Annotated in this window: 25 protein-coding genes and 1 pseudogene; 7 read left to right on the top strand and 19 right to left on the bottom strand. The window is 36.6% G+C overall.

Annotation, left to right across the window (positions count from 1 at the left end):
* Window positions 1-27: 27 nt before the first annotated feature.
* Both MKX72_RS11765 and MKX72_RS11760 read left to right on the top strand, forming a co-directional pair.
* On the top strand, window positions 28-213 hold the full coding sequence (locus tag MKX72_RS11765) for a hypothetical protein (RefSeq protein ID WP_028413357.1): 186 nt from the start codon (window positions 28-30) through the stop codon (window positions 211-213).
* A 132-nt stretch (window positions 214-345) separates the two neighbouring features.
* Window positions 346-1,257 (top strand): LysR family transcriptional regulator, encoded by a 912-nt coding sequence (locus tag MKX72_RS11760; RefSeq protein ID WP_028413358.1) that lies wholly within the window; start codon window positions 346-348, stop codon window positions 1,255-1,257.
* 200 nt (window positions 1,258-1,457) lie between these two features.
* On the opposite strand, the gene MKX72_RS11755 is transcribed toward MKX72_RS11760, so the two are convergent.
* The 6 genes from MKX72_RS11755 to MKX72_RS11730 form a co-directional block, all read right to left on the bottom strand.
* Window positions 1,458-2,144 (bottom strand): O-methyltransferase, encoded by a 687-nt coding sequence (locus MKX72_RS11755; RefSeq protein ID WP_034266120.1) that lies wholly within the window; start codon window positions 2,142-2,144, stop codon window positions 1,458-1,460.
* 252 nt (window positions 2,145-2,396) lie between these two features.
* The gene (locus MKX72_RS11750) at window positions 2,397-2,972 is read right to left on the bottom strand and encodes a GNAT family N-acetyltransferase (protein ID WP_033578968.1); all 576 of its coding nucleotides are present in this window, start codon (window positions 2,970-2,972) and stop codon (window positions 2,397-2,399) included.
* A 175-nt stretch (window positions 2,973-3,147) separates the two neighbouring features.
* Window positions 3,148-3,621: a hypothetical protein gene (locus tag MKX72_RS11745; protein ID WP_033578967.1), complete on the bottom strand. Its 474-nt coding sequence runs from the start codon at window positions 3,619-3,621 to the stop codon at window positions 3,148-3,150.
* 244 nt (window positions 3,622-3,865) lie between these two features.
* Window positions 3,866-5,326 carry an aminoacyl-histidine dipeptidase gene (locus MKX72_RS11740; protein ID WP_155008117.1) on the bottom strand — a complete coding sequence of 487 codons (1,461 nt, stop codon included), beginning with the start codon at window positions 5,324-5,326 and terminating at the stop codon, window positions 3,866-3,868.
* Between the two features lie 203 nt (window positions 5,327-5,529).
* Window positions 5,530-6,306 carry a 3-hydroxybutyrate dehydrogenase gene (locus MKX72_RS11735; protein WP_028413363.1) on the bottom strand — a complete coding sequence of 259 codons (777 nt, stop codon included), beginning with the start codon at window positions 6,304-6,306 and terminating at the stop codon, window positions 5,530-5,532.
* Window positions 6,307-6,325: 19 nt separating this feature from the next.
* Window positions 6,326-7,606, bottom strand: a complete 1,281-nt coding sequence (locus MKX72_RS11730) for a GntP family permease (protein ID WP_014460118.1) — start codon at window positions 7,604-7,606, stop codon at window positions 6,326-6,328.
* Window positions 7,607-7,943: 337 nt separating this feature from the next.
* Here MKX72_RS11730 and MKX72_RS11725 point away from each other — a divergent pair, with 337 nt between their 5' ends.
* The 4 genes from MKX72_RS11725 to MKX72_RS11710 all read left to right on the top strand — a co-directional run bounded on the left by MKX72_RS11725 (window position 7,944) and on the right by MKX72_RS11710 (window position 10,868).
* Entirely contained in the window at window positions 7,944-8,543 is a 600-nt protein-coding gene (locus MKX72_RS11725; protein WP_014460120.1) for a DedA family protein, read from the top strand.
* A 267-nt stretch (window positions 8,544-8,810) separates the two neighbouring features.
* The gene (locus tag MKX72_RS11720) at window positions 8,811-9,581 is read left to right on the top strand and encodes an SDR family NAD(P)-dependent oxidoreductase (protein WP_028413364.1); all 771 of its coding nucleotides are present in this window, start codon (window positions 8,811-8,813) and stop codon (window positions 9,579-9,581) included.
* A gap of 175 nt (window positions 9,582-9,756) precedes the next feature.
* Entirely contained in the window at window positions 9,757-9,897 is a 141-nt protein-coding gene (sspL, locus tag MKX72_RS11715; RefSeq protein WP_013057030.1) for a small, acid-soluble spore protein L, read from the top strand.
* A gap of 299 nt (window positions 9,898-10,196) precedes the next feature.
* The gene (locus MKX72_RS11710) at window positions 10,197-10,868 is read left to right on the top strand and encodes an NAD(P)H-dependent oxidoreductase (protein WP_047750986.1); all 672 of its coding nucleotides are present in this window, start codon (window positions 10,197-10,199) and stop codon (window positions 10,866-10,868) included.
* A 29-nt stretch (window positions 10,869-10,897) separates the two neighbouring features.
* Here MKX72_RS11710 and MKX72_RS11705 read toward each other — a convergent pair whose 3' ends face one another.
* From MKX72_RS11705 to MKX72_RS11645, 13 genes and pseudogenes are all read right to left on the bottom strand, one after another.
* Window positions 10,898-11,185, bottom strand: coding sequence for a hypothetical protein (locus tag MKX72_RS11705; protein ID WP_028413366.1), 288 nt, complete (start codon window positions 11,183-11,185; stop codon window positions 10,898-10,900).
* A gap of 115 nt (window positions 11,186-11,300) precedes the next feature.
* The gene (locus MKX72_RS11700; RefSeq protein WP_033578963.1) at window positions 11,301-11,519 is read right to left on the bottom strand and encodes a spore germination protein; all 219 of its coding nucleotides are present in this window, start codon (window positions 11,517-11,519) and stop codon (window positions 11,301-11,303) included.
* A gap of 164 nt (window positions 11,520-11,683) precedes the next feature.
* Complete coding sequence (gene fsa / locus MKX72_RS11695; RefSeq protein ID WP_028413368.1) at window positions 11,684-12,352, bottom strand: fructose-6-phosphate aldolase; 669 nt, start codon at window positions 12,350-12,352, stop codon at window positions 11,684-11,686.
* A 276-nt stretch (window positions 12,353-12,628) separates the two neighbouring features.
* Window positions 12,629-13,369, bottom strand: coding sequence for a metallophosphoesterase family protein (locus tag MKX72_RS11690; RefSeq protein ID WP_047750988.1), 741 nt, complete (start codon window positions 13,367-13,369; stop codon window positions 12,629-12,631).
* 307 nt (window positions 13,370-13,676) lie between these two features.
* Window positions 13,677-15,275, bottom strand: a pseudogene (locus MKX72_RS11685) (M4 family metallopeptidase); the annotation flags it as partial.
* Between the two features lie 606 nt (window positions 15,276-15,881).
* Complete coding sequence (locus MKX72_RS11680; protein WP_033578960.1) at window positions 15,882-16,013, bottom strand: YjcZ family sporulation protein; 132 nt, start codon at window positions 16,011-16,013, stop codon at window positions 15,882-15,884.
* Between the two features lie 562 nt (window positions 16,014-16,575).
* The gene (locus MKX72_RS11675) at window positions 16,576-18,663 is read right to left on the bottom strand and encodes a PAS domain S-box protein (RefSeq protein WP_028413372.1); all 2,088 of its coding nucleotides are present in this window, start codon (window positions 18,661-18,663) and stop codon (window positions 16,576-16,578) included.
* 136 nt (window positions 18,664-18,799) lie between these two features.
* A complete protein-coding gene (locus MKX72_RS11670) occupies window positions 18,800-19,066 on the bottom strand; it encodes a hypothetical protein (RefSeq protein WP_028413373.1) in 267 nt (88 codons plus the stop codon).
* Window positions 19,067-19,127: 61 nt separating this feature from the next.
* On the bottom strand, window positions 19,128-20,024 hold the full coding sequence (locus tag MKX72_RS11665) for a GH25 family lysozyme (RefSeq protein WP_033578959.1): 897 nt from the start codon (window positions 20,022-20,024) through the stop codon (window positions 19,128-19,130).
* A 46-nt stretch (window positions 20,025-20,070) separates the two neighbouring features.
* Window positions 20,071-20,289, bottom strand: coding sequence for a hypothetical protein (locus tag MKX72_RS11660; protein ID WP_108674720.1), 219 nt, complete (start codon window positions 20,287-20,289; stop codon window positions 20,071-20,073).
* 175 nt (window positions 20,290-20,464) lie between these two features.
* Entirely contained in the window at window positions 20,465-21,844 is a 1,380-nt protein-coding gene (gene fumC / locus MKX72_RS11655) for a class II fumarate hydratase (RefSeq protein ID WP_155008118.1), read from the bottom strand.
* A gap of 221 nt (window positions 21,845-22,065) precedes the next feature.
* Window positions 22,066-24,417: an immune inhibitor A domain-containing protein gene (locus MKX72_RS11650; RefSeq protein WP_028413376.1), complete on the bottom strand. Its 2,352-nt coding sequence runs from the start codon at window positions 24,415-24,417 to the stop codon at window positions 22,066-22,068.
* Window positions 24,418-24,798: 381 nt separating this feature from the next.
* Complete coding sequence (locus tag MKX72_RS11645) at window positions 24,799-25,095, bottom strand: hypothetical protein (RefSeq protein WP_028413377.1); 297 nt, start codon at window positions 25,093-25,095, stop codon at window positions 24,799-24,801.
* Window positions 25,096-25,328: 233 nt separating this feature from the next.
* Here MKX72_RS11645 and MKX72_RS11640 point away from each other — a divergent pair, with 233 nt between their 5' ends.
* Window positions 25,329-25,922 (top strand): exonuclease domain-containing protein, encoded by a 594-nt coding sequence (locus MKX72_RS11640; protein WP_028413378.1) that lies wholly within the window; start codon window positions 25,329-25,331, stop codon window positions 25,920-25,922.
* The last annotated feature ends 184 nt before the right edge of the window (window positions 25,923-26,106 follow it).

Below are 26,106 nucleotides of genomic sequence, written 5' to 3'. Positions count from 1 at the left end.
TAATAGGTTTGTAAAAGGAGGAATGATATGGTGTTTTCTTGGATAGAGATTACAGCTGCAGCCTTTGGGCTTTCAGTTATTTTGATAAGTTTTGCATTTTTGCCCGAACGTACAGGCAAAAATCTTTATATTCCTCATCAGCTAGTAGCAAAATCTATGTTTCTCTATAAAAAGATTATTGGTTTTATAAATCAATTTCGACAGAAACTTTAGTTCATTTCCTTTCCTCGTTTTTATTCGTTGGATAGCTCCCTTTTTTAATCAGCGCATTTACAGTAAATAATTTAATGGTTAAAATAAAGAGTAAAAAAAAAGGATAAGCAGTTTGCAGAAATGGAGTTTCACATGGAAATCAGAGACTTAGAATACTTTATAGAGGTAGCGAATCATAAAAATTTTACAAAGGCAGCGCTGCAAGTTCATTTGTCACAAACGGCTTTAAGTAAAGCCGTCAAAAAAGTAGAAAATGAACTAGGATTTGAGCTTCTTGACCGTTCAACAAGAGAATTAAAGCTAACCGATGCAGGAGAAGTCGTGTATCATCAGGCAACTAAAGCGCTGTCGGTGTTAAAAGACATGCCTCACTTGTTGGGCGATTTAATGAACTTGCAAACAGGGCAAATCAAGATGGGAATCCCTCCGCTCATCGGGACCTTGTTTTTCCCGAAGATTGCAAAAGCATTTAATGAACAATACCCTAAAGTATCTCTAGAGCTTATTGAATTTGGAGCAAAAAAAATTGAAGCCCTTGTGGAAGAGGCTGGTGTAGATATGGGGATTGTTATGCTTCCTCTCACAAGCGGTCATGATGAGCATTTTCACGTATACCCGTTCGTTAAGGAGAGATTCCTTTTATACGCCCATAAAAACCATCCTTTAGCTAAACGTTCTTCCGTCTGGATGAAAGAATTGGAGCATGAAAAATTCATTATGTTCAGTGAAGAATTTACGCTGCACGACCGGTTAATTCAAGATGCTTTAAAATCAGGATTTGTGCCTTCTATCGCATATAAAAGTTCTCAATGGGATTTAATTATTGAATTAACAGCAGCAGAACTAGGTATTGCTATTTTACCCGAATCGCTTTATGCCAAAGTGAAAGATTCCAATATTATTACGGTACCTATTGCAGATCCTGAAATGATGTGGGAACTTGGAATTATTCTGTTAAAAGAACGCTACAGTTCATTCGCTGTAAGAGAGTTGATTAATTTTCTGACAGCAAAACAAATAACAAATAAGTTGGACGCAAATTAAATAGAGGCTGGGAGATAACGAAATCAATCCACAGCTAGAAGCACCTACACCTACACACATGAAATTTACGTTCACTATCACCATGAAAAAATCCGACCGAGGAATCGAGATTCTCCATCAAGAATTTGAATTCATCGGTCGGATTTCCCTTCAACAAAACTACTTTTGTCCCAGCCTCTTTATATGTAACACGAGTTCTATCATTCAACAATCCCTACAATGAATCCATCATAGCCTTTGCTTCCAACGGTTTGTATAGCCGTGGCGCTGATTCGTTTTTCTTGAGCCAGAGCATCCATAAATTGTCGAATTCCCTTTACATTTTCATCTTCACTTTCTGAGTTCACCACATGCCCTTGACGAACAACATTATCACAAATAATCGTACTTCCTCGTTTCGATAATTCTAGAGCCCACTTTAAGTAATTTGGGTTATTCGGCTTGTCAGCATCAATAAAGATAAGATCAAACGGCTCTGTTCCCTTATCCTTTAATACAGCTAATGTATCAAGCCCGGGGCCGACAATGACTTCTACTAAGTGGCTTACTCCCGCTCTTTTTAAATTAGCTCGTGCTACTTCTGCATGCTGAGCGCTTAATTCGAGCGTAATCAGCTGTCCGTCTTTCGGAAGAGCTCTGGCTAGCCAAATCGTGCTGTACCCTCCAAGAGTACCAATTTCCAAAATGCGTTTAGCCCCTTTTAATGAAGCTAACAAATGCAGAAACTTTCCTTGACTAGGCGATACGTCGATGGCAGGTAATCCAGCCTCTTGATTTGCCTTCAATACCTCATCAAGAATAGGGTCAGGTTGTATGAGCTTATCATTCATATAAAGATCCACTTCATTCCAAATTTCATATATAGACATTTCCATACTCCTCCACATAAGTGATAAAAGCTTTATTATTCAAAGATACGAATATGTTTTTCTCATATTCAGCTTGTTGCCGTAATCGTTCGTATTATGAATGTGTTCTAGCTCTCTAATAAACTATCCTGCTCGCTCTTAAAAAGAATTGTTATATGTCCATAAAAAAAGACCTTCAGAGAGGTCTTTTTTTATCTTTAAATAATCGTAGCTCAATCCGTAAAAAATAGCCGGTACCTTTCTACCGGCTATTTTCTAGAAGACATCTTATTATCCGTTATGACTGAACTTAAATACTATCGGTGTACGTTCTGTTTCTATTTTCCAAATCATGTGATGATATCCTTTGCTCCAGTAATCTTTTACTAAGTAATCGGGAATTCCAAATATGTTTTTCCATACTTTCTGAGCATTCTTGTATCCGCTATCCAAACAAATTTTTTTAATTTCTCTGCTTTGAAGCGTAAGCAGCATAATATGTATAAGCAGTGTTCCTACCCCTTTTCTTTGGTACTTTGGATGAACAAAAACTGTGCCGATTTCAATCCATCCTTGCAGGTCCCCTTTTGTACACGCCATAATTAATTCACTAACAGGGCCATATTCAATGCAGCCAATAATCTTATTGGTGCACGTATCTATTCCGAGCCAAAAGAATCGACATTTCCCATCGCTATCAAGGTCACTTTTTAAATATTGTTCTTTACTTTCAATTTCTATTTGTATATGGTTCACCATGTCAGATAGACCCTCTCTATGAAAGGTATCTGTGATCACTTCATTAAAAAGCTCGTGGAGTTCTGCGCTGTCCTCTATTTTTGGTCTTCTTATTTCAATATGATTCAATGTTCATCCCTCCTGATTATTTCACTGCCAAATATGAAGCTTTACTTTTATTATTTATCAATATATGTTGATAATCCTTTTCTTTTTCTACAGTTTTCCCAACAAAAAAAGCACGAGAAGCTTTAAGTTCTCGTACTTTTTTATAATATGGATTCTGCTTTTCTATTGGGAACTGTTAATACTGATTCACAAAGCTCTGGATTTTACATACGAATTCAGAAAGATTCTCCTTTATCTCTTTATCCTCTGTTTTCGCTACTTGCTCTTGTATGGCATCAATCATTAAACGTGCTCTTTTAGGATCTATAGAGGCCGGCTGGCTGCTATTATTTGATAAACTCTTCAAAATTTGATTAGTCATTTTGTTTTTATCATGAATATAAAATAACATTTGAGGAACTTGATTAATTAACAAATTTACATATCTGCGAAACTCCTCTATCTCATATAATTCTCTTGAAGTACCTTTAAAGCCATCAACGGAAAGCATAAGACTCTGGTAGCCTTTATCACTGCGTTGATTAAGTGCTTTAATGACTTTTAAAAACCGATCGAACTTTAGATAACGTATTTCGTCTTTCTTTAATTCTAAAAATTCAATTTCTCCTTTTTCTAAAAAAGGATCTTTGATAAGACTATTATCATTCATATACATTCTCTCCCTACTAATTTATTAGTTGCAGAGCTTGTTTTGAATTCATTTGTCTATCGTTTTAATAATTGTTTACCTCTTTTAGGACCGTTTTAAAACCTTTATTTGTAAAACGCTTACATAAATGTTCTCAATTGCCTGACGCGTTGATGGAACCCTATTTATTATCTGATAAATGACGAATGAAAAAGAGCTCCTTTACAGAAGCTCTCTTTTTAAGATTATAGGGATGCTGATAACTTTATATCTTATTTGCCTCTTTTAATACTGCTAATAAGTATTCCCATGTCTTAATAGTAGACGGAATGCTCAGGTGTTCATCAGGTGTATGAACGTCGTACATATCGGGTCCGAGCGAAATGGCATCTAATCCAGGGATTTTTTCTAAGAAAATACCGCATTCAATTCCAGCATGGATGGCGATGATCTCCGCCTCTTCACCATACTTTTCTTTGTAAACCTTTTTACATAATTCGCGAATTTTTGAATCTCCATTGTACGCCCATTCAGGATAATTACCTTTTGTTTCAACTCTTCCCCCGACTACCTGAGCAAGTATGCGCACTTGACTTACTATTTTTTCTTTTAAGCTTTTTACTGAGCTGCGAATTTCATTTTGAAAAACAACCTCAGATTCTGTCGTCGTGATCACACCTAAGTTGGTAGAAGATTCTACTAATCCTTCAATATTCATACTCATGCTTTGAACGCCGTTTGGTGTTAGCATAATAGCTTGTACAATTCGTTCTGTCGTTTCTCTTGTAAAACATTTCTCAACGGAAGAAAATTTGTTTATTTTTACATATACGCTCGGATCAGCCGCTTGTAATTCATTTTTTACTATTTCGTTCCACTCACGAATCTTATTTTCTAGCTTTCCTACCTCAGAAGGCTCAACTGATAGAATTGCTTCTGATTCACGGGGAATTGCATTTGATTTTAATCCTCCGCTAATGCTGCTTAAAGAATAGGGAAGTTCTTGTTGTAAATCATATAAAACTCTCCCTAGCAGTTTATTCGCATTTCCTCTTTCTTTGTCAATTTCCATTCCGGAATGTCCGCCGCGCAGTCCTCCGATGCTTAAGCTATATGTTTCTGAGTTATTGGAAGACGACTCCCAGTTTATAGGAATACGAAGCACGCCTTTTACCCCGCCTGCGCTGCTGACAAGGAGCTTTCCGTCCTCTTCTGTATCAATGTTAATAAAGATTTTTCCTTCAAAATAAGATGGATTTACAGCAATGGCTCCGCCCATAGTCGTTTCTTCTTCAGTGGTAATGACTACTTCAAGAGAGGGGTGCGCTATATTTTGAGCATCTAGTAAAGCTAGTGCATATGCAACGGCAATCCCGTTATCAGCTCCTAGCGTAGTACCATTTGCATAAAGCATATCTTCAACAATTCGCAGTTGAAGCGGATCTTTTTCAAAGTCATGGACAGTTCCTTTATTTAACTCGCATACCATGTCCATATGTCCTTGCAAAATGATGGCTGGAGCATGTTCATATCCTTTAGTTGCCGGCTTTTTAATGATTACATTTAAAGCTTCGTCTTGGATAACCTCAAGGCTTCTTTCTTTTGCAAAAGAAACTAAATAGTTACTAATTTCTTTTTCATTTCCAGATTCTCTAGGAATAGCTGAGATTTCGTTAAAGAAATAGAAAACCGAATGTTTAATTAATTCATTTACTGTTTGCACCATATGTATCATCCTTTCTAATCTGTACGCTTTTTTATCCTACTATTTATCTATTTATCTTGACAGTAGAAATAGCATATGAGGCTTTTTTTATGTATCGCCTAGTTATATTTTAACGTTGATTAACTCAATAGAATAGATATAACCTAAAAAAGCATAAATGAGCCCGTTGGACTCATTTATGCTTTTAATGATTTGTTCTATTTTTATTGAGCTGTATATCCGCCGTCCATTACTACCGCTTGACCAGTTACACCTTTTGCTTTATCACTCGCTAAGAAGATAGCGTAGTCAGCAATTTCGCTCACGTCTAGTAATCTTTTTTGAGGGACTAAAGGATAAATAACTTCTTCAAGAACGCTTTCTAATGGTACGTTTCTTGTTTTAGCTAAACCATCTAACTGACCTCTCACTAGTGGTGTATCCACATAACCAGGACAAAGTGCATTAACCGTAATACCGTGTGCTGCACCTTCAAGAGCAGCTACTTTTGTTAGCCCAATTACACCGTGTTTGGCACTGTTATAAGCTGCTTTGCCTGCAAAACCGATTAAACCGTTGATAGAAGAAACGTTAATAATACGTCCGAACCCTTGTTTTTTCATGATCGGAAACGCGTGCTTAATCGCCATAAATGGAGCTGTTAGCATAATTTTAATCATTAACTCATACTTTTCAGTTGGAAACTCTTCGATTGGAGAAACGTGCTGCAAACCAGCGTTGTTAATGAACGTATGAACCGCTCCAAAATGTGCGTTTGCTGTTTCAATTAAATGTTTGATTTCTTCTTCTTTTGTTACATCCGCTTTGACACCAAGTGCTTCGAATCCAGCTTCACGAAGATTTTGTGCTGCAGCTTCTACGGCAGTTTGATCAATATCAGATAACACAATTTTCCCGCCGTTTTCAGCGAATCGTTTACCTATTTCAAATCCAATTCCTCTTGCTGCTCCTGTGATTACAATTACTTGATTTTCAACCATGTGTATTCTCCTCCTGTTTTTAAATAATGCCGGCTGCCGCTAATGCGACTCCTGCAAATAAAGCGATTGTCGGGATGATAAATGCAACAACAAATACGTCTTTATACGTTTCTTTATGCCGAAGACCAGTTACAGCTAATAGCGTTAACAACGCACCGTTATGCGGTAAAATAGATGCACCTGACGCAACGCTTGCAATACGGTGAAGCGCATCGGCGCTTAAATTCGTCGTTTGAGACAAGTGATACCACGTATCTCCTAATGCTTGAAGCGCAATACCCATACCACCGGATGCTGAACCCGTGATCATCGCTAGCACTTGAACGCTTAACGCTTCTGAAACGAGCGGATTACTCGAAATGTTTAGTAGTACGTGCGTGACATCTTTAAACTCTGGAACTGCTGTAATAACCGAGCCAAAGCCTACTGCTGCACTCGTGTTAATAACAGCCATTACGGATCCTTTTGCTCCTTCATTTATAGAAGAAATAAACGTCTTATAGTGTTTGAAATTAATAAGTAAAATAGAAAAAATACCAATTAATAATGATACGATAGGCTCCCATTTTAAAACGTTTAATGTCACGACAACGATAATCAGCGGTAAAATAGCTAACATTACATTCATCGAGTCCTGCTCTTCACTTGCGGCAACCGATGATTCATTAGGCTCAGTAAACCCTTGATTTTTAGCTTTTAATTTTTTATCGCGATAAGCTAACCATAAATAGCCTCCCACTGCCATAATAAGACCTGAGACAATTCCAATAATCGAACCGGACATTGCATTGGTTTTAAATGTAGCAGTCGGAATCAGATTTTGAATTTGAGGCGTACCTGGAATCGCTGTCATTGTAAATGTAAATGCTCCGAGTGCAATGGTTGCTGGCAGTAAATTTCGCGATACGTTAGCTTCTCGAAATAATGCGATTGCTAAAGGATAAATCGCAAAGACAACAACGAATAAACTGACTCCGCCGTATGTCAAAATGGCTGAAGCAATCAGCACCCCTAAAATGGCTCTTTTACTTCCAAACAATTTAGCAATGCGCTGCGCTAGCGACTTAGCTGCGCCTGTATCTTCCATTAGCTTTCCAAAGACGGCTCCTAATAAAAAGATGGGGAACCATTTTGCAGCGAAATCTACAAACCCTCCCATATACACATCTGTATAAGTAGGCAGTACTTTTAAACCGCTAAAATAAGCAACAAACGTAGCGACAACAGGTGCCACCCAGATAATAGACCATCCTAGATAAGCAAAAAACATCAACAATAACAATCCTACAATAATAACCACACGGTAACCTCCTTTCCTTTTAATACATATACATAATGGATTATTTCACAACACAACAAGTTTACACCCGTTAGTTTTATAAGTAAAATGAATAAAAGGAATCAAAACTATGAATAAAAGTCGTAGTTTATTTAAGAATTCACACTCAATTATTTTTTTCCTATAATTTCACTTTGAGTAGAAGCTATAAAATATACTTCCTTCTTTTTTCCTTGTACAAGCTAAGTTTTTTTCTGTTATATCCCGCGCTCTTCCTTTATTTTCTTTTCTCTTATAAGTTTTTCCGAACATATAGATGGGTATTTGAATGTTATGACACAGAAAAAGAGGCGATCTTATGCTACACTTCATAACAGACTTACTGAAACAATTTGGAATTTGGGGACTTTTAAGCGGACTGGCCATTGAGGCTTCCTCCCTGCCATTTCCTGGTTCTCTTCTCACCCTTACCTACGGATACTTATTAAACATGCACATAGTGAAATTATTATTAATCGCTCTTGCAGGAAGCGCCGTTTATACAGCTTTTAGCTTTATACCGTATGGGATAGGCTATAAATTAGAAGATAAGGTAAAGAAAAAATTATCAAAAAAGAAAAAAGCATTTGAGAAATCGCAAAAATGGTTTAAAAAATGCGGATTATGGAGTATTGCGATTGCTCGTCCTTTAGGGCTCGGCAACTACATTTCTTACCTTTCAGGGCTATCTAAAGTAAAACCTATGCCGTTTGCTCTGCTCACATTTCTTGGTATCTTTCCTTTGAATATTGCCATGCTTTGGCTAGGACAAATCGGAAACTTTAAGTCCATTCAGTCTTTTATCTCAGATGCACAAACTTATATTCTAATTGCAGCGGTAGTGGCTGTATGCGGATTTTTAATTTATAAGTTCTATTTTAAAAAGAGCAGCTGCAGCGAACAGTCTAGTTCAACTTAAGATTAAGAATATAAAAAAAGACCCCGAGGGGTCTTTTTTTATTAAATGGAAATAACACCTAAGATTAATGCAGCTAGTGTCATCACCGCCGTAGTTCCTAGCGCCCACTTAATTAAAAATCGTTGCAAATCACTGAAGTTTAGCACCAAACTTCAAATGTTTATAATCAGACTGATAAAGGGAAAAATAAATCGAATAAACGCTTGACTTAAAGTATACTTTAACAATTATAATCAATTCGAAAACATCGCAAATGGAGGAATTAACATGAAATATACAGTAATCACTGGCGCAAGTTCGGGAATTGGATATGAAACAGCTTTAGCTTTCGCAGCGCGCGGAAAAAACCTTATATTAGCTGCACGTAGAGAGGACAAGCTGGATGAGTTAAAAGAAAAGATTGAAAAACTGAACCAAGATGTAAATGTTATTATCCAGTCGGTTGATTTATCCGTGGCAGAAAATGCTCACACGTTTTATGAGTCGCTTAAAGAATATGAGCTAGAAACATGGATTAACAATGCTGGATTTGGAAACTTTGCTTCTGTCGGTGAACAAAAATTAACTAAAATTGAAACAATGCTTCACTTAAATATCGAAGCCTTAACCATTCTTTCTTCTCTATTTGTAAGAGATTATGAAAATGTTGAAGGTACACAGCTTATTAATGTCTCTTCTGGAGGCGGCTACACCATTGTTGCTGATGCAGTCACTTATTGCGCAACAAAATTCTACGTAAGTGCATTTACAGAAGGTCTTTCTCAAGAATTGAAAGGAAGAGGATCAAAAATGCAGGCTAAAGTTCTAGCTCCAGCGGCTACTGAAACAGAATTTGCACAGCGTTCGATGGATATGAGTGATTTTGAATACGAAGGACGAGTACCTAAGTTTCATACGTCAAAAGAAATGGCTGCTTTTATGCTGGACCTTTATGATAGCAATAAAACGGTAGGACTTGTAGATGGCGTGACTTACGAATTTCAATTAAAAGATCCTATCTATCCATATGCAGACAGAGCGACAAGTTCAGATTCTTAAACAGAAAAGCACCCTTTTAGGGGTGTTTTTTTATGGACTCTTGAATGGGTATCTTGTTTATGTGATGAAAATGCTTAAAGATAGTCGTGTTCAAACTCGACTTATACTTGCACTCTTTATTTCCTGATTTTTGTTTCACTTTTTTGCACATACTAACCGAACGGAGGTGACGAAAATGGGTACAAAAAAATCTGCTAACCGAGGTCAAGTAGCTCCTGGTGTTAACCCTCAAGGGCACGGAAAAGATGTTGAATTTTCAACAGAACCGAAAAGTGAACTTGAAAACAAAGCGAAAAAATCAAATACAAAAATTTAACTAAAAAGGAGAAGGTTCCTCTTCTCCTTTCTCCCCCTCTTAACTGCTTTCCTACATACACTCCCCAGATCGTTTACTTCTTTCTGCTTCTTATAAAACTGTATCAATAGTATAAAAAAGTATACTATACAACAAAAATGTGCGTACTTGTTAGGATGAATTATATGATTTATGATAAATCTGCAAACGGATTTTACGACAAATTGTATGTTAACTGACTGTTAGTTGTAAGCTATACAGGGTATAGATTACTCTGAACAGTTCATCATTAAATATTTTTACAGAAAGGTTGTTTACACATGAACAATACAGATAAGAAACAAGAAATTTTAGATGCATTTAACTTTCGTCATGCTACAAAAGAGTTTGATCCAGCGAAGAAAATTTCCGATGAAGATTTCCAATTCATTTTAGAAACGGGGCGCTTATCTCCAAGCTCAGTAGGTTACGAGCCGTGGAAATTTTTAGTCGTTGAAAATGAAGATTTAAAAGAAAAATTAAAAGCTGTTTCTTGGGGAGCACAAGGCCAAATTCCTACAGCAAGTCATTTTGTTATTATTCTTTCTCGTACAGACGCAAGATATGACTCTGAATATGTGTTAAATCTTCAGAAAAACGTAAAAGAAATGCCGGAGGATGTATTAGAGACATTAATGCCTCGTTACAAAGATTTCCAAGAAAATGATTTTCACTTGTTCGAAAGCAAGCGAGCGCTATTTGATTGGGCCAGCAAACAATCTTATATTGCACTAGCTAATATGATGACATCAGCTGCTCAAATTGGCATTGATTCTTGCCCAATTGAAGGGTTTAACTATGACCAAGTACATGAAATTCTAAAAGAAGAAGGATTACTAGAAGACGGCAAGTTTGATGTTTCTGTTATGGTTGCGTTCGGCTACCGTATTCACGAACCTAAACGCGAAAAAACAAGAAGAAGTATGGATCAAGTTGTACAGTGGATCAAATAATAAACCAAAAAAAGAAGAGGTGACGTTGCTCACCTCTTCTTTTTTATATCTTTATATGCTGCTATAAAATCACCAGGATCGGTGTGTATGGTATAAGCGAACATTCCTTGATTTGTATGTAAGTATAAAAAGCCGCTTTCTTTTGAAACGCATTTGTAAGAGATGTCAAATACGCTGTTAATGTGAAAGGACTCATTCTCTGTTTCAATATTATCCGTATATAAGCACATGTCTTTTGAATGCTGAATCGTCACTTTTTTTGTTCGTTTTATTTTTCTTTCAACGTATGTATAAGGAATCATAGAAATAATGCTCATAGCACAGCTCCCCTTCTTTATGAATATTTTCCTTTTGGAGCATAAAATATCTCGTTAACAAAACTCTATCACTTACCAAAAAACAATTCCAGAAATACTCTTTCTGGAATTGTTTTTAAGATTGTTGCTCTTTATTTTCTTCATCTTTGCAAAAGTCGATATTACTGTTTGTCATAGAGGCAATAGCAGGAGAGCTATTTCCAAACGAAAAACAAGCTCCTACCGATTTTGTATTGGCCGTGTGACTATTTTGTACAACACAGCCTACGCTTACATTTGAATTGTCTTTTAACCCGTTAGTCACGATATTCTCAATGTTAATAATACATCCCATTTTACCACCTCTTTCGTTTCTATTAACGTATGTCATCTCTGTATATATGTATAGGATGTTCGCCTATTAATGATAAGTTGTTTGCTGCAAAATAGAAAAAAAGAATCTTCGTATACCCTTTAAATAGAGAAGACACTCAAATGATGTCTTCTCCTTAAGTGAATTTAACTTTTCACAGCTTTTTCCCAGTCTGATGCAAACTTTTCAATTCCTTGTTCTGTTAACGGGTGTTTTACTAATTGTTCAATTACAGCATACGGAATGGTCGCAATATGAGCCCCAGCAAGAGCTACTCGTGTGACGTGATCTGGGTGTCTGACTGACGCTGCTATAATTTGTGAGTCAATGTGTTGAATTCGAAATAGCTCGGCAATTCGAGATACCAGATACACACCGTCTTCTGAAATATCATCTAAGCGTCCTAAAAATGGCGATACGTATGTCGCACCAGCACGGGCTGCTAGAAGCGCTTGATTCACTGTAAAAATTAACGTTACGTTTGTTTTCACGCCTTTTTTAGCTAGATAACGGGTTGCTTCCAATCCAGCAATGGTCATAGGAAGTTTAATTGTTATATTTTTGTCTCCTCCGTTAATTTTTATAAGCTTTTCTGCTTGCGCAATCATGTCTTCTGCTGTTACTGTGTCTGGGGTGACTTCTGCTGAAACGGATTCTACTTCCGGGACGGTTTTTAAAATTTCTTCGATGCGATCTTCAAACTTTACGCCTTCTTTAGCTACTAGCGAAGGGTTTGTGGTAACACCTGATAATACCCCGATTTTATATGCTTTTTTAATATCTTCCAGGTTAGCTGTATCAATAAAAAATTTCATCATGTATTCCTCCACTCGTTATGTTAAAAACAGCTTTTCAGGGGCATTTTTGCATAACTTTATGTTCAAATGGAATTGCCCTCTTCATATTGTCTTCATAAAATAAAATTTATTTCCTTTCAAATGCTGTATGTTTTTCTCCAAGTTTTTCCTTCTTTAAACTCATCTGAATAACTTCTATTTGTATGTATCATACTAATGATGTTGAAAAACCTCTCATCTACTCAACTAAAAAACCTCCAGCATTTATGCTGAAGGTTAAGATACATTCTACTCTTAATTTTTTAGTCCTCTATAGCGAGCTGTTTTTAATTCTTGAACGTAGGGTTCAAAGTCCGGCATCTCTACAGCTCTCGCCAATTCGATTGCTTTTTCAATATCGTATGGAATACGCACAAATTGAATAGAAAATGCTGAAGGACTTTCGTCTTGATCCTTTCCTTCTAAGATAAGATAGGAAGCTTGTGGTAAATCAAGCGGGTTTCCTACACTTCCTACATTACACAGCGTTTTCCCTTTAATATGTTGAATAAATGCATTATGTACATCTCCGTAACAGATGACATCCGGTTCTCTTGATCCTTTTATATTTTCCGTATATTCCGTATTAGCAAATAGACTAAGGCGCTTTTCAAGTGAATCCCAGGGTTGAATTCGGTCATAAAGACTTCTAGGTGAAGCATGAAACATTCTAATTAATTTCCCGCTCATCATAAACTCAACAGAAAAAGGAAGTTCCTTTAAGTATGCTTCTTGGTTTGAACTTAACTTCTCTTGATGCCATTTTAACGCTTCAAATTCCGCAGGCTTTGTAATGAAGTCATCCCAGTTCCCCATTACTGTTACTTCGCACTTTTCTTTTATGATATCAATTGCTTTACTTGAATCCGGTCCTTTTCCTACTAAATCACCTAGACAAATGATGCGATGGATATCTCGTTGTTGTATGTCAGCTAAAACTGCTTCTAATGCAGGGAGATTTCCGTGGATATCTGAAATAACAGCAATTTTGTCCATTGATTCCTCCACTCCTTTTTCATATGTATGTATTCAAGCCTTTTCTTTATTATAACATTTTATGATAAGACCGTTTACTAAAACGGGTCCTCTTCATTTAACAAACAACGGCATAATTCGAATGGATATAAAAGGGAGGAATAAGAAGTGGATTTTTATGGATTGGGAAGAAATCTATCTTCCTTATTTATTAACATAAAATAAAGGAGTACTGTAATATATTTATACGAGTACTCCTTTATTGGTAGTTAGGTAGTATAGAGAGTCGCCAGATACCTCATTTATCTTGCGACTTTTGGTTTATAGCTTATTGAACACCAACTGCGTCAAATGACTTGCTTACTGAAATTACTTCTTGAGAGCCTGAACCGTATAGATCAGCAGCAGCTTGTACTAAACCTGCACGCGCTTGGCTGAACGTTGTAGACTGAGTGAAGTATAGCGTATTGGCACGGTAATAAATTTTTCCTAGCTTATCTCCGCCGATGCCTGTTACAGTAACTCCGTAATGAGTTCCTCCGTTAGCTAGCAAGTAGGCAGCTTTGTTGATAATACCGCTATTTGTATGAACCCCGCCGTTGTCACTAGAACCTGTATAGCGCTTTGAATAATGATCCGGATCTCCGTATTTCGCTGGGTTGCTCATTGAACGAAGTGCATCGCCGCTTGTTCCAGGCGTATAAATATCCTCTCCAATTTCCCAATCTGGATTTCGGTTGTCATAGTATTCTACCAACGTTCCGAAAATATCGGAAATCGCTTCGTTTAATGCACCTGATTCATATTGATAGATTAAATTAGAACTTCTTTCTGTCACCGCGTGCGTCAATTCATGTCCGATAACATCTAATCCTCCTGATAGCGGAACAAAAGTAGTTCCATCTCCATCTCCATATACCATTTGAGAGCCATTCCAAAACGCATTGTTGTAGCCGCTGCTATAATGAACAGTCGATTTTAGCGGAGCTCCTGCATTGTCATAGGAGTTGCGGTTAAATTTGTTTTTATAATAATCATATGTCACGCCTGCATAATAGTGAGCATCTACTGCAGCTGCATCGCGAGTTGCATTGTACGTATTATCGGTATCGGCCCATAGCGTACCCGGAAGAGATGTACGATTTTTTGCATCGTACGTATAGATTGTAGCGCCTCTTGTATTATCTTGTAAGTAGTAAGTAGAACTAGATAACGTTGTCTTTAAGGATTTAGTATCTCCAAGAACTCCTTTACCTGAGCCAATAGCATTTGTGCCTGTTACAGGTTTCGCTGCCGGCTTTGCCGCTTGCTTCACGTCGGCTTTTGGACCAGCTACGGAATCAATTGTATTGTACTTATCTAGTACTTTACCGCTAGTAGCATCAACAAAGTAATAATAGTTGCCTGGTTCAGGATTTAAGAAATTTAAATTTACTACATAAGCGTATGTAGTGTCTGAACCATTTTGATAAATATACAGTTCAGATGAAGGAGATTTTTCATACGTCGGCTTAAAGCCTAAGTCTTTTTCAGCTACTTGAATCGCCTTTTTGCTGTCAAGTTGCTTTTGGCCTTTTAGCTTTTCCTTTTTATCTAAATCAGGAGCTACTGTACCTGATACAACTTTTAAGGTTCCATCTTTCGCTACGTGTGCTAATTGAGTAGATCCCCAAACGGGAATATTATTATATACTTGCTGCAAGCGTACCACGGTTGCTTGTTCGATAGGATCTTTCACCACTTCTGTCACTTTAAATGAGTTTTGAGCATTTTCGTTTCCTAATTTATATTTGTCTTTATTTGTATTCATATAGTGAAATACGACGTCTTGAGCCTTCTGCGATGACGGGCCCGAGAGCTTTCCGGAAATAAACTCAGGAGATTTAATTTCTTTGTTATACTTTTCAGTTGAAAGTACATTGTTTGGCGCAGCACTGCTCGTATGTGCAAAAGCAAATGATGAAGAAAGAATACCAACTGATAATAATACCTTTAAAGCCTGTTTTTTCTTTTTCATAGTTTTTTTCTCCCTATCCCTAGTAAATTTAATTACCTCAATTTTTCTGTTAATTTCGATAATTAGCAACATTATAGCAACTAAAAATTACTACGTCTATATATTATTTTAATATTCCTATTATTATGAGAATTAAAAATAAGTCCTCTGCAATAAGTCTTTTTTACCTATTTAAACTATATGAAAATCATTTATGTTGATTTTCATACAAGTAAAATAATTCTTCTAGCCAGCTGATAAAAACTAGTAGGATAGGTAGCGTTATTCGTTCTTACTGTCAGTTCTATGAAGCATTTTACAAAAATTACTTATAAGGAAAATTATAAATTTCAGACCATTTTTTCGGCTTAGATATACTCTTCCTCTTCATTTTTTTATTTTTTTAATCTATTAATTAAATTTTTTATATGTTTTTTATGTACGTGCACAACATTATTTTATTATAGTACTGTACTTCTTATGAACGTAAAAAAGCACGAATCTACTAAAATCTTTGTAAATCCGTGCTTTTTCTGTTTATTTCAAGCATACACAACCAACGATAACTAATAAAACAAATAGTACAACGATTAATGCAAAACCGCCACCGTAACTACCGTAGCCGCCGTAGCCATAACCACCGCCGTAACCCCAGTTGTAAAATCCCATTTCACTTCACCTCCGTAGCCTGTTTACTCTATAGCATATGTACAGGCTAGAAAAAATGCTCGCCCATTTATCGCCCTTTTATAACGATAAAAAAGAAATTGAGACATAACGAAATCACTCCAATCAATAGCTAGAAGCAACTAAATAGATGAAACCTACGTTCACCCTACCAATGAAAAAATCCGAACGATTCATCGTTCGGATTTCCCTTCAACTAAACTGCTTTTGTCACAGCCTCTTTTAAGATAACAAATATTAACTTATTTACTTTTAGAAGCTTGTTCTTTAAAGCGAAGTATGTAATACGGAACAATACAAATAACCGCCAAAACGAGAGCCGTTAAACTGACTATGCGGGGATTATTAAGCCCGAAAGAATAGTCTCCAAAAGATGCTCCAATTGCAATAATAGCAAAAATAATATACAGAATACGAAATATGTTAATCCACTTTTTCTGTTTAATCGTAACCACTCCTTTGCTTATTTTACTCCAACATAGAATATTATAACTTTACTAAACAACTTGTTGCAAAATTTCTTCTGCCTTTAACTGATTACCTTTTATTTTAACGGTAAACAAATTTCCACATTCGTCCCTTTGTTTACTTCACTTTCAATACTAAGAGTTCCTTTATGCTGCTGGATAATATTAAAGCAGATCATTAACCCTAACCCAATACCGTCTTCTTTAATACTGTAAAATGGTTCACCTAAATGTTTAATGCGATCTTTTGAAATTCCTACACCTTCATCAATAATTTGAATATGAAGGTGATTGTTGTCTTTTTGTCTCAGCTCAACTTTAATTTCGCCTCCGGAAGGCATTGCTTCAATCGCATTTTTAAGAATATTTATAAACACCTGTTTCATTTGATTGCTTTCACAATATACAAGAGGCAATTCTCCATATGAGTGAAGTTCAATAAAAATGTTTTTCATGGTTGCTTGAGGCTGCAGCAATAAAATCACTTGTTGAATTAACAGCTGCAAATCAATCGACTGAAATGTTACAGCCTGTGGTTTTGCCACAGACATGAATTCATCTGTAATCATTTCAATACGCTCAATTTCAGAGGATATAATGTTCATATAGGTTAACTCTTCTTTACTCGCTTTTTCAGTTAATAGCTGCATAAACCCTTTGATGGCCGTTAAAGGATTTCTAATTTCATGAGCAATAGCTGTAGCAAGCTGACCGACCGCTGCTAATTTCTCAGATTTCTGCAACAGCTCTTCTGTTTCTAGGTATTCTGTCCTGTCTCTTGAAACAATAAGAAGCACTTTTTTGTTTTCTATATTGAACAATTTCCCACTATATTCTAGTTTTTTTACTTCTCCAGACTTAAATGTAAACTGTGATTGCAGCGTGAAAGAAAGATTTCCTTGGCGAATTTCTTCAACCGTTTTTCGAACAATGTCAGAATCTCTAGGTATAATATCTTGGCATGGCATGGATAAAAGCTCTTCTCTCGTATATCCAAAGCGCTTACATCCAGCTTCATTTACTTCGATAAAACGAGAAGGAAAATGATTAGAACCTATTTCAAGTAAATAAATTGCGTCGTTTGCATATTCAAATAACGTTCGATATTTCAACTCACTTTCCTTAAGCTTACGATGCAGCAAGTCAAGCTCTTTTCTCGCTTTTTTAGCCTCAGATATATCCACACATACTCCAGACAAACCTATTAACTCATCTTTCCCATTAAAAATTGGCGAAATAGTGATGCGAAGATCTACTAAACTTCCGTCTTTACGAGCTCTTACAACTTCTACTCGATTGATTGCCTCTTTTTCAGCAACCGTCTTTTTTATATTCTCATGTACGTCCTCACTAAAAGCCCCTGCTATTTCGTAATATGTTTTCCCAACTACTTCGTGGGCTTTCCAGCCATATACTTTTTCGTAGGCTTCATTAACTCGCAAGATCCGCCCTTCTAAATCAGTTATGATCACCGCATCCATGTGATGATTAATAAAAGACTCCAGCTGTTCTTTCGTATATTCCAGTTCTTTTTTCATTATTCTGACAAAAAAAGAATCTTCTTCATCCTTACATGAATCTGATCCAGCATAAGCAGCTTCTTCTGCTACAGCGTAAAATTTACGATAAAATTCTATCGTCGCTACAGCTACTCCCAGTCCGAGAATTCCGAACACTAAATATTCTATTTCGCTATAAAACGGCGACTGAATAGGTGTATTCCAGAAGTAATTCGTCAGTAAGACATGAACGATAAAATGAATAAAAAAACAAAGAAGAGATTGTTTTAATAAAGAAAACTGCTTTCTATATCGAATAAGAGGAAGGGAAAATAAAAAGGTAAAGATTAAAATTAAGATAGTCAGTAACCAATGACTTTCTAAATAGATACTGCACACAGCCATAGTGATACCTGCAACTGCACCGGCTCTATAACCAAAGTATAGAACGGTCAAAATAAGAGGAAGAAAACGTAAATCATATGTAATCTGTTGATACGTAACGCTATATATCATAAGAATAGCAGAAACAATACTTGCATAAATACCACTCATCCATTTGTATTTATGGGCTAGACGCTGCAGCAAAAATATTCGTATCGCAATCATAATACTGACAAAAAACGAAAAAATACATAAGTTAACAAATAATCCGCTACTAATCACTCCTTCTATTCCTCCTTTACTTGTAAATATGCGTGAAATAATTCCCTTATATAGAGAGTGTAACATGAATAAGCGCTGCTATTTATAAAATTGATAAAAAAAACTAGTCTCGCCCGAGGCAAGACTAGTTTTTTTATTATCTATGCTGATCTTGATACATAGGTCCTTCTGAAATCATATTGCTTTCAGAAACGTACGTAGGATCTGAATGCGCATCTTTATTTAGGCTAGCATTTACCTGCTGTTTTTTAGATAAACTTGAAAGTTTTACTTTGGCACTTCGAACAAGTCCTTTTACTTTTCGGCGTTTCGCAGCATCGCTTAATAGATAAGACGTAATGCCGACTCCTACCGTTGATAGCGTAATACCTGATATCAATGCTTTTTGTTTTCGTTTTCTCATAATAACTCCTTCCTTGTACCTTTTTGAATCTTACAATAACTTTTCCCTCTCAGGTACTCTCTCAAACCCGATTATTCAGATTATTCACTTCTTTAATAAGACGCTGCAGCGTGTCCGCTCCTGCTATTCCATCTGAAAAAAGGCCATACTGATTCTGGAATTTTTTCACTGCAGCGATTAATTCATCTCCATAGAAACCGTCTCCTCCAAACTTCGGAAGAGAAAAACCTAGCGTAAGTAAGTTTTGCTGAATTTGTTTGACTCCTAACCCTCTATCACCTTTGGAATAGACAAATGGTCCTTTTGTATTATTCGTCATAGAGAGATTTGTTGTGACTTCTTTAAAAAATGAGCAGTCCATTTCATTTATATCCACATTTGTAGAAATTCCTTTTACTCTGCCAGAATCCGTATACTGAAACATTGCCCACCGCTGCCATTGACTTAGCTCACCAGGGTGCTGCATACCGCCTTGTCTGTTGTTTGCACTATATCTTGCTACCCACAAAGGATACTTACTTATTTCAGTTGTAAAAAAAGTTTTAGCAAAATGATAATTAGTATATACGATAGGCTTAATCCCTGTTGTTTTGTGAACATGCTCGAGCCAGCTTACGGCAAAGCGAGAAACAAATTCTTTGGATTTTTTCTTATCTTCTTCTAGATCCAAACACGGCGGAAGGTCTAGTTTCATTTGTCCAAGCTGAGCAATAAAAAAAGCAGCTTCTTTCTCCGGGCTATTTGTACAGTGAGCATAATGATAAAATCCTACTCTCAAGCCCGCATTTTTAGCACCTATATAATTTTCATAAGATCTAGGGTCTACAAAAGTTCCGCCTTCTGTTAACTTTATATACACCCCTTTCACTGAGGTGTTTTTTATTTCTTTCCAATTAATGATTCCTTGATGATGAGAAACATCGAGAATAATAGGATTATTTGAATGTCGACTTTGCATAGTTTTCACCTCTTTTGCTAGCTTCCTTATGTATACGACGAATATTTTAAAACCCCTGTTTTTCCGGATCTTGATATTCTTTTATAACGATGTGTAAAACGTTGCTCATTTGAATAGCTAAATAAGCTTCGTGTTTTTTGTCATAATAACGATACCATCCTTGCGTATGAATAATAGATTCCTCAAGCTCTTTTACATTTTCTGATTCAACCAATGTACTGATTGATTTTTCATTTCCAAAATAAAACTTCACTTCGTACGTCACTTGAATCCCTCCTTTATAAAGATGTAAATACCCTAATCGTATGTACTTGAATCTAGTACAAGGTAGTGTAAAATTTCTTTTAATCCGCTTTCTCTTTTTATATGTTTATTTAGAACAATGTTCATTTTATTATAAAACAAGAAGCCAAGCATTCTGAGCTGCTTGGCTTCTTGTTTTATTTTGATGGATGAATCATATTAGCTGGATTTACCCATTGCTCAAATTGTTCTTCTGTCAGAAGGCCTGTTTTTACCGCTGCTTCTTTTAATGTCGTTCCTTCTTGATGAGCCAGCTTGGCGATTTTAGCCGCATTTTCATACCCTATGTGCGGATTTAACGCTGTTACAAGCATAAGAGAATTTTCTAGATTATGCTGGATTTTCTCTTTGTTGGGTTCAATTCCTACTGCGCATTTATCGTTAAAAGCCTGCATGGAATCTGTCAGCAGTCTGACTGATTGTAAAAAATTATAAATAATAACCGGCTTAAATACATTTAATTCAAAGTTTCCTTGACTAGCCGCAATGCCAATCGTCACGTCATTCCCTAACACTTGTGCAGAAACCATTGTTAGAGCTTCACTTTGAGTTGGATTTACTTTTCCAGGCATAATAGAACTTCCTGGTTCGTTAGCAGGAATCGTGATTTCACCTAATCCGCTCCGAGGACCGCTTGCCAGCCAGCGTACGTCATTGGCGATTTTCATTAAGTCAGCTGCTAAGGCTTTGAGTGCACCATGGGCATAAACCACTTGATCGTGACTTGTTAATGCATGAAATTTATTAGGTGCTGAGATAAATGTTTTTCCAAGCGTGCTGCTGATTTCTTTCGCTACTTCATCGCCGAAGTCAGGATGTGCATTTATCCCCGTCCCAACAGCTGTACCGCCAATAGCTAGCTCCTTCATATACTCTACGCTTTGTTTAATCATTTCTTCATTTTTTTCGAGCATATGATGCCATCCGCTAATTTCTTGTCCTAGTGTTAGCGGTGTAGCATCTTGTAAATGGGTTCTTCCTATTTTAATAATATCTTTAAACTGCTCTTGCTTCACAGCAAACGTTTCTTTTAATGTTTTTAAAGCAGGCAATAATTGATCTTCGACTTCTAGTACAGCTGCAATATGAAGAGCTGTAGGAAAAGTATCGTTAGAGCTTTGTGACATATTAACATCATCATTTGGATGGAGCGTTTCGTCGCCGTTTATTAGCTGGTTTCCCCGGTGGGAAATCACTTCATTTACATTCATGTTTGATTGCGTTCCGCTTCCTGTCTGCCATACTACTAAAGGAAAATGTTCATTCCATTTCCCTTCAATAATTTCGTTAGCAGCTTGCACGATGGCTTCCGATTTCCCTGATGATAGTTTGCCTAGTTTATGATTGCTAATAGCCGCACTTTTCTTCAGAACCGCAAAAGCGCGTATTACTTCAATCGGCATTTTTTCAATCCCTATTGGAAAGTTTTCTTTACTTCTTTGCGTTTGCGCTCCCCATAGTTTATCTTCTGCCACTTTGATTTCTCCAATTGAATCTCTTTCGATACGATAGCTCATAGTTAGAACTCCTTTTCAATATTTTCTTTACCTATTAGTATTGATTATATGGATGAATTTCATGACATAATAACAATTATTCACTGTTGAAAATTCCCTTTTTTCTATTTTTTAAACGGGCTTAACTTATTTGATTATTTAGCTCATAGTTTATTTTGATTTTATGATACAAAAAAAGATCCGAAGAATACGCTCTTCAGATCTTTTTAATAAGTCCAATTTTACTTATGAATCCATACAGCACCAGCTGAATTGTCTTTTGCTTCACCAATTACGTCTAATTTTAATCCGTTTTGAGGAAGCAAGCGGCCTGCATCTTTAATTCTTTCATCTAAATACGATTTTTTATCGTTAAAGCTTGTAACACCATTTGATTCTTTAGATGAAATCGTTCCCCACGTTTTATGAGAATATGACCAAGCAGGTGATTTATCAAATGAGAACGCCGCGTCTGCAATTTGATATCGGCTTGAATTTGCTGTAGTGCTAATACCATTCACATTAAAGTAAAGAACTTTATGAGCATGTGAATCAACTACACCAAGGAATCCTTCACCCGGATGTTGTCCTACCCAGTTATCAAGATAGCTTTCATCTGCGTACCAAAGCAGCATGCCTGTATTATATTTTGCACCGCGCGCGAATTGAAGTGCTTTATCACTGCCTGCATAGTTTCTCCACTCAAGGTAATAATAGTTATCTTTATAGCTGATGCCGTTTGTCTTTTCAAATCCATCTAACGTTACTTTTGGAGCTCCTTCAGCATCGTCCGTGAATACCGTTTTTCCATCTACTACTAAACTAGCATTATCAAGAGCGAATCCTTGAAGAGCAAGTCCGCCGTCCGTGACGTATTCAAATTGAAGCTTGATTTTTTTACCTTTAAACTGCGTTAAGTCATAACTTTTATCTTCCCATTTTCCGTTAGATGTTTCAGCAGAACCATCTGCATTATTCGCTTTATCACCAATTGTATCTAACAGAACTTTTGAACCGTCAGGAAGAATCGCATTTACATATAAGTAATCGTATTCTGCCTCTACTTCATAGAACGCTTTGTAATTGAATTTAGCTGTGTTGGCCGTTGTTAAATCAAACTCTGGCGTTGTCATCGTCGTATGCAGATCGTCTCCGCGTTTACTGTAATAATAGTTGCTTCCAAACTCAGGCTTAATCCCTTGAACAGCTTTTTTAGGTAAATTAATCTTTACAATACCTGGTCGTTTAGATTTTGTGACACTTTGATCAACCACGCTCACAGAGCCCGATTTTGTAATGTTTTTGCTGTCAATTTGTTGAATATTTGCCCAGTTTCCACCCATATTTGCTTGGAAAAACTCTTTATTTTGCGGGGAGAAACTTGTCGGTTCTGTTCCAGCTACTTCACCAGCCCAGCTCCCTCCGCTCATAATTGACCAAACGCCTACCGGCTCACCTTGACCCGTATACTGTGTATCATACTCATCCGGCAAACCTAAATCATGGCCAAATTCATGAGCAAAAACCCCAACTGCTCCGTCTTCTGGTTCGATTGTATAATCATAAGCAGCCATGTTTGTTCCAGGAACTTTATATACTTGTCCCAAAGTAGAGCGGTGAGACCAGATAGCATCGTTTCCTAGTTTACCTCCACCTGCTTCTTGCCCAGTTCCAGCATGAATGACCATTAAGTGATCCACTATGCCGTCAGGCTCATTGCGGTTGCCATCTCCATCGATATCATATTGATCGAACTGATCATAATCTGAAAGGTTAATGCCGCTTTTTGCTGCTGCAGCAAGCGCTTCTTTTACAAGGTTACGAGGCCCTTTAGATCCAGGCGCATTATCGTTTCCTCCCGCTGGATTGTCTGCTCCGTATTCTTTTGCGTTTCCAGGTACGGTTAACCAGTCAGAAACCGTTCCATCTACTGTGTAACTACCTCCAGACTGTTCTTCATAATATTGTTTAAACGTTTTAATTTTCTTTCCGTTGAATAGCGTAAAGTCTTTCTTTCCAAACATTAATTGCTGATAGTGATTTCGGTTAAAGTCTTTTGCATACATGTAACCAGGTTCTTGAACGACATTATTGTGCTTGAAGTCTGCGTATTCGACTAAAAGTACAAGAACTTTATCTTTTCTCACTTGTCCGTTATATTTTGCCTGAGCTGCAGGTTTAACGTTTACCCCGTTCCCCGAATTGTTTCCTTGAGACTTAATGTTAGCAAATTCGCCTCGTTGAAACTTTTCTTTTTGTTTTGTTTGCATTTCTTTCGCTTTCAAATCAATTTTGCTAGCTTTATGTCCTTTCATGCTCTCTTTATGTGCATCTTTTTTGTTTATGTAAGAAGTAACGGCTTTCTTCACTTCTTGCGGTGTTGCACTTTGAGAAATAACTCCTTGGTTTTTCAGTGCGTTAGCCAATCTTTCTTCCGGTACTGTATTCATATCAATTGGTGAACTCGGAAGTTCCTCCGATTGTGCGGTTTTAGCTGAAGCAGTACTTCCATTCATAAGTACTGGTCCCACTCCGCTTAATGTAACAGTTGTGGCAAGAAAAGATGTCCCCAAAATCTTTTTCCAGCTTTTCAAGTAAACCCCTCCATTTTAGAATTTTCAAACTATTAGCAAGATTTATTTTATATTCTAAAACTAGGAAGGTCAACTACATTTTACTATATTATTAAAATTTTTTGATTCTAGTAGATAATGTAAAATAGTTTTATAGTATGTAACTAGTTTTCTTTGCCTGACAATTAAAATGTCTGATAAACCCTTCTTGCGTATGCAAATTCCATGCCAAATCGATAACCACAACTAAAACTGTATGAAGCGTATTTTTTTAGGGAATTAGAACCACCTTTTCCGTATTACTATTATATAAAAACAAAAAATTCCCCATTATGGATACAGAAAGATAAAAAAATCACTTCTCGATAGACGAGAAGTGATAACCTTTGTATGCAAGTAAATTTAAGAATGTTCTTTTTGACGATGCAGCAAGATATGATAGAGCGACGTGCTCCAAATAGACATATTGCGCGCTGCGATTTCATAAGGTTTTTCATCAATTTTAAACAAGAAATCCCCTTCATAACTCACGGATTTCCCTTGCTTTTCCAGCTCTTGTTTAACAGCTTCAATCCATTCTACTGCATTCGTATAATGTTTGTTCAAACGAACTTTAATAGTTTGATTCCTGTAATGAATAAAAGATGTAATTCCCCAAAAAATTAAGACAAGAAAAAGTACCATATACAGCAATTGCATGATAACGATCCCCTTCTTCCTTCATTTCATTATTTTCAATGAAGACTTAATTTAGATGAGTAAATATTACTATTCTCCTTTACTATCGTCATCTCCTTTAAAAAAGTAAATTCCTTTTCCACGTGGGCGTATAAAATAAACCCGTGTACATGCTTGCTCATCTTTTTTACTAACGTTTTCTGTTAAAAAATGATAAGCTAATAGAATGATAAATAGAAAGGGAGGGCGACGAGTTGTCAACTGAACAAGTGAAATTAGCAGCCGTTTTAGATGTTGAAACAACGGGATTAAGTGCTCAAACATGCGATATTATCGAACTGGCAATTGCTGTTGTTTCTTATGATTCTTCTACCGGAGAAATAATCGACATTGTAGAAGAATATGAAGAATTTAATATGCCTTCAACTCCCATTTTCCCGTACATTACAAACTTAACGGGAATTACAAATGAGATGGTCAAAAATAAAACATTAGACGATAAAAAAGTGGAATCATTGTTAACTAGCGTTTCGGCTATCATCGCTCATAATGCTTCTTTCGATCGCAGTTTTCTTTTAAAACGGTATCCATCTTTATTTAACCAAAAATGGCACTGCTCTATGCGTGCTGTCAAATGGAAAGAGTACGGCTTTCCTAATAAAAAACTAACAACACTTCTTGACCATCATAAGATTGAGAGAGAGAACGCTCACAGAGCTATGGATGACGTGAAAGGAACCATTGACTTGCTAAGACAGCAAAATCCTAGCGGAGAGCCCTATTTTTCTGAAGTATTAAAAAAAGCAATGAGCAAACCTAAAAAAACAGCGGCTTCCACTCGTTTTTAACTTAATAAAAAAAGCGCAGCTTCTGCGCTTTTTTTGTTTTTATTTGCCTATTTCTTAAGTGTTGAGTTATATGTTTGAGGAATATGGTTGTAAACAGCGAGGTTGTAAACGCACCGGAAGAAAAAGAAAAGTGCCTGCTTTCAAACCAAAAAATCGCGGAGGAACAAACTGAACAGCTGGTGTT

The sequence above is a fragment of the Priestia sp. FSL R5-0597 genome (assembly GCF_038006305.1).
Classification (GTDB): Bacteria; Bacillota; Bacilli; order Bacillales; family Bacillaceae_H; genus Priestia; species Priestia zanthoxyli.
Note: the sequence above shows the minus strand (reverse complement) of the source record. Positions and strands in the feature narration are given on the sequence as shown.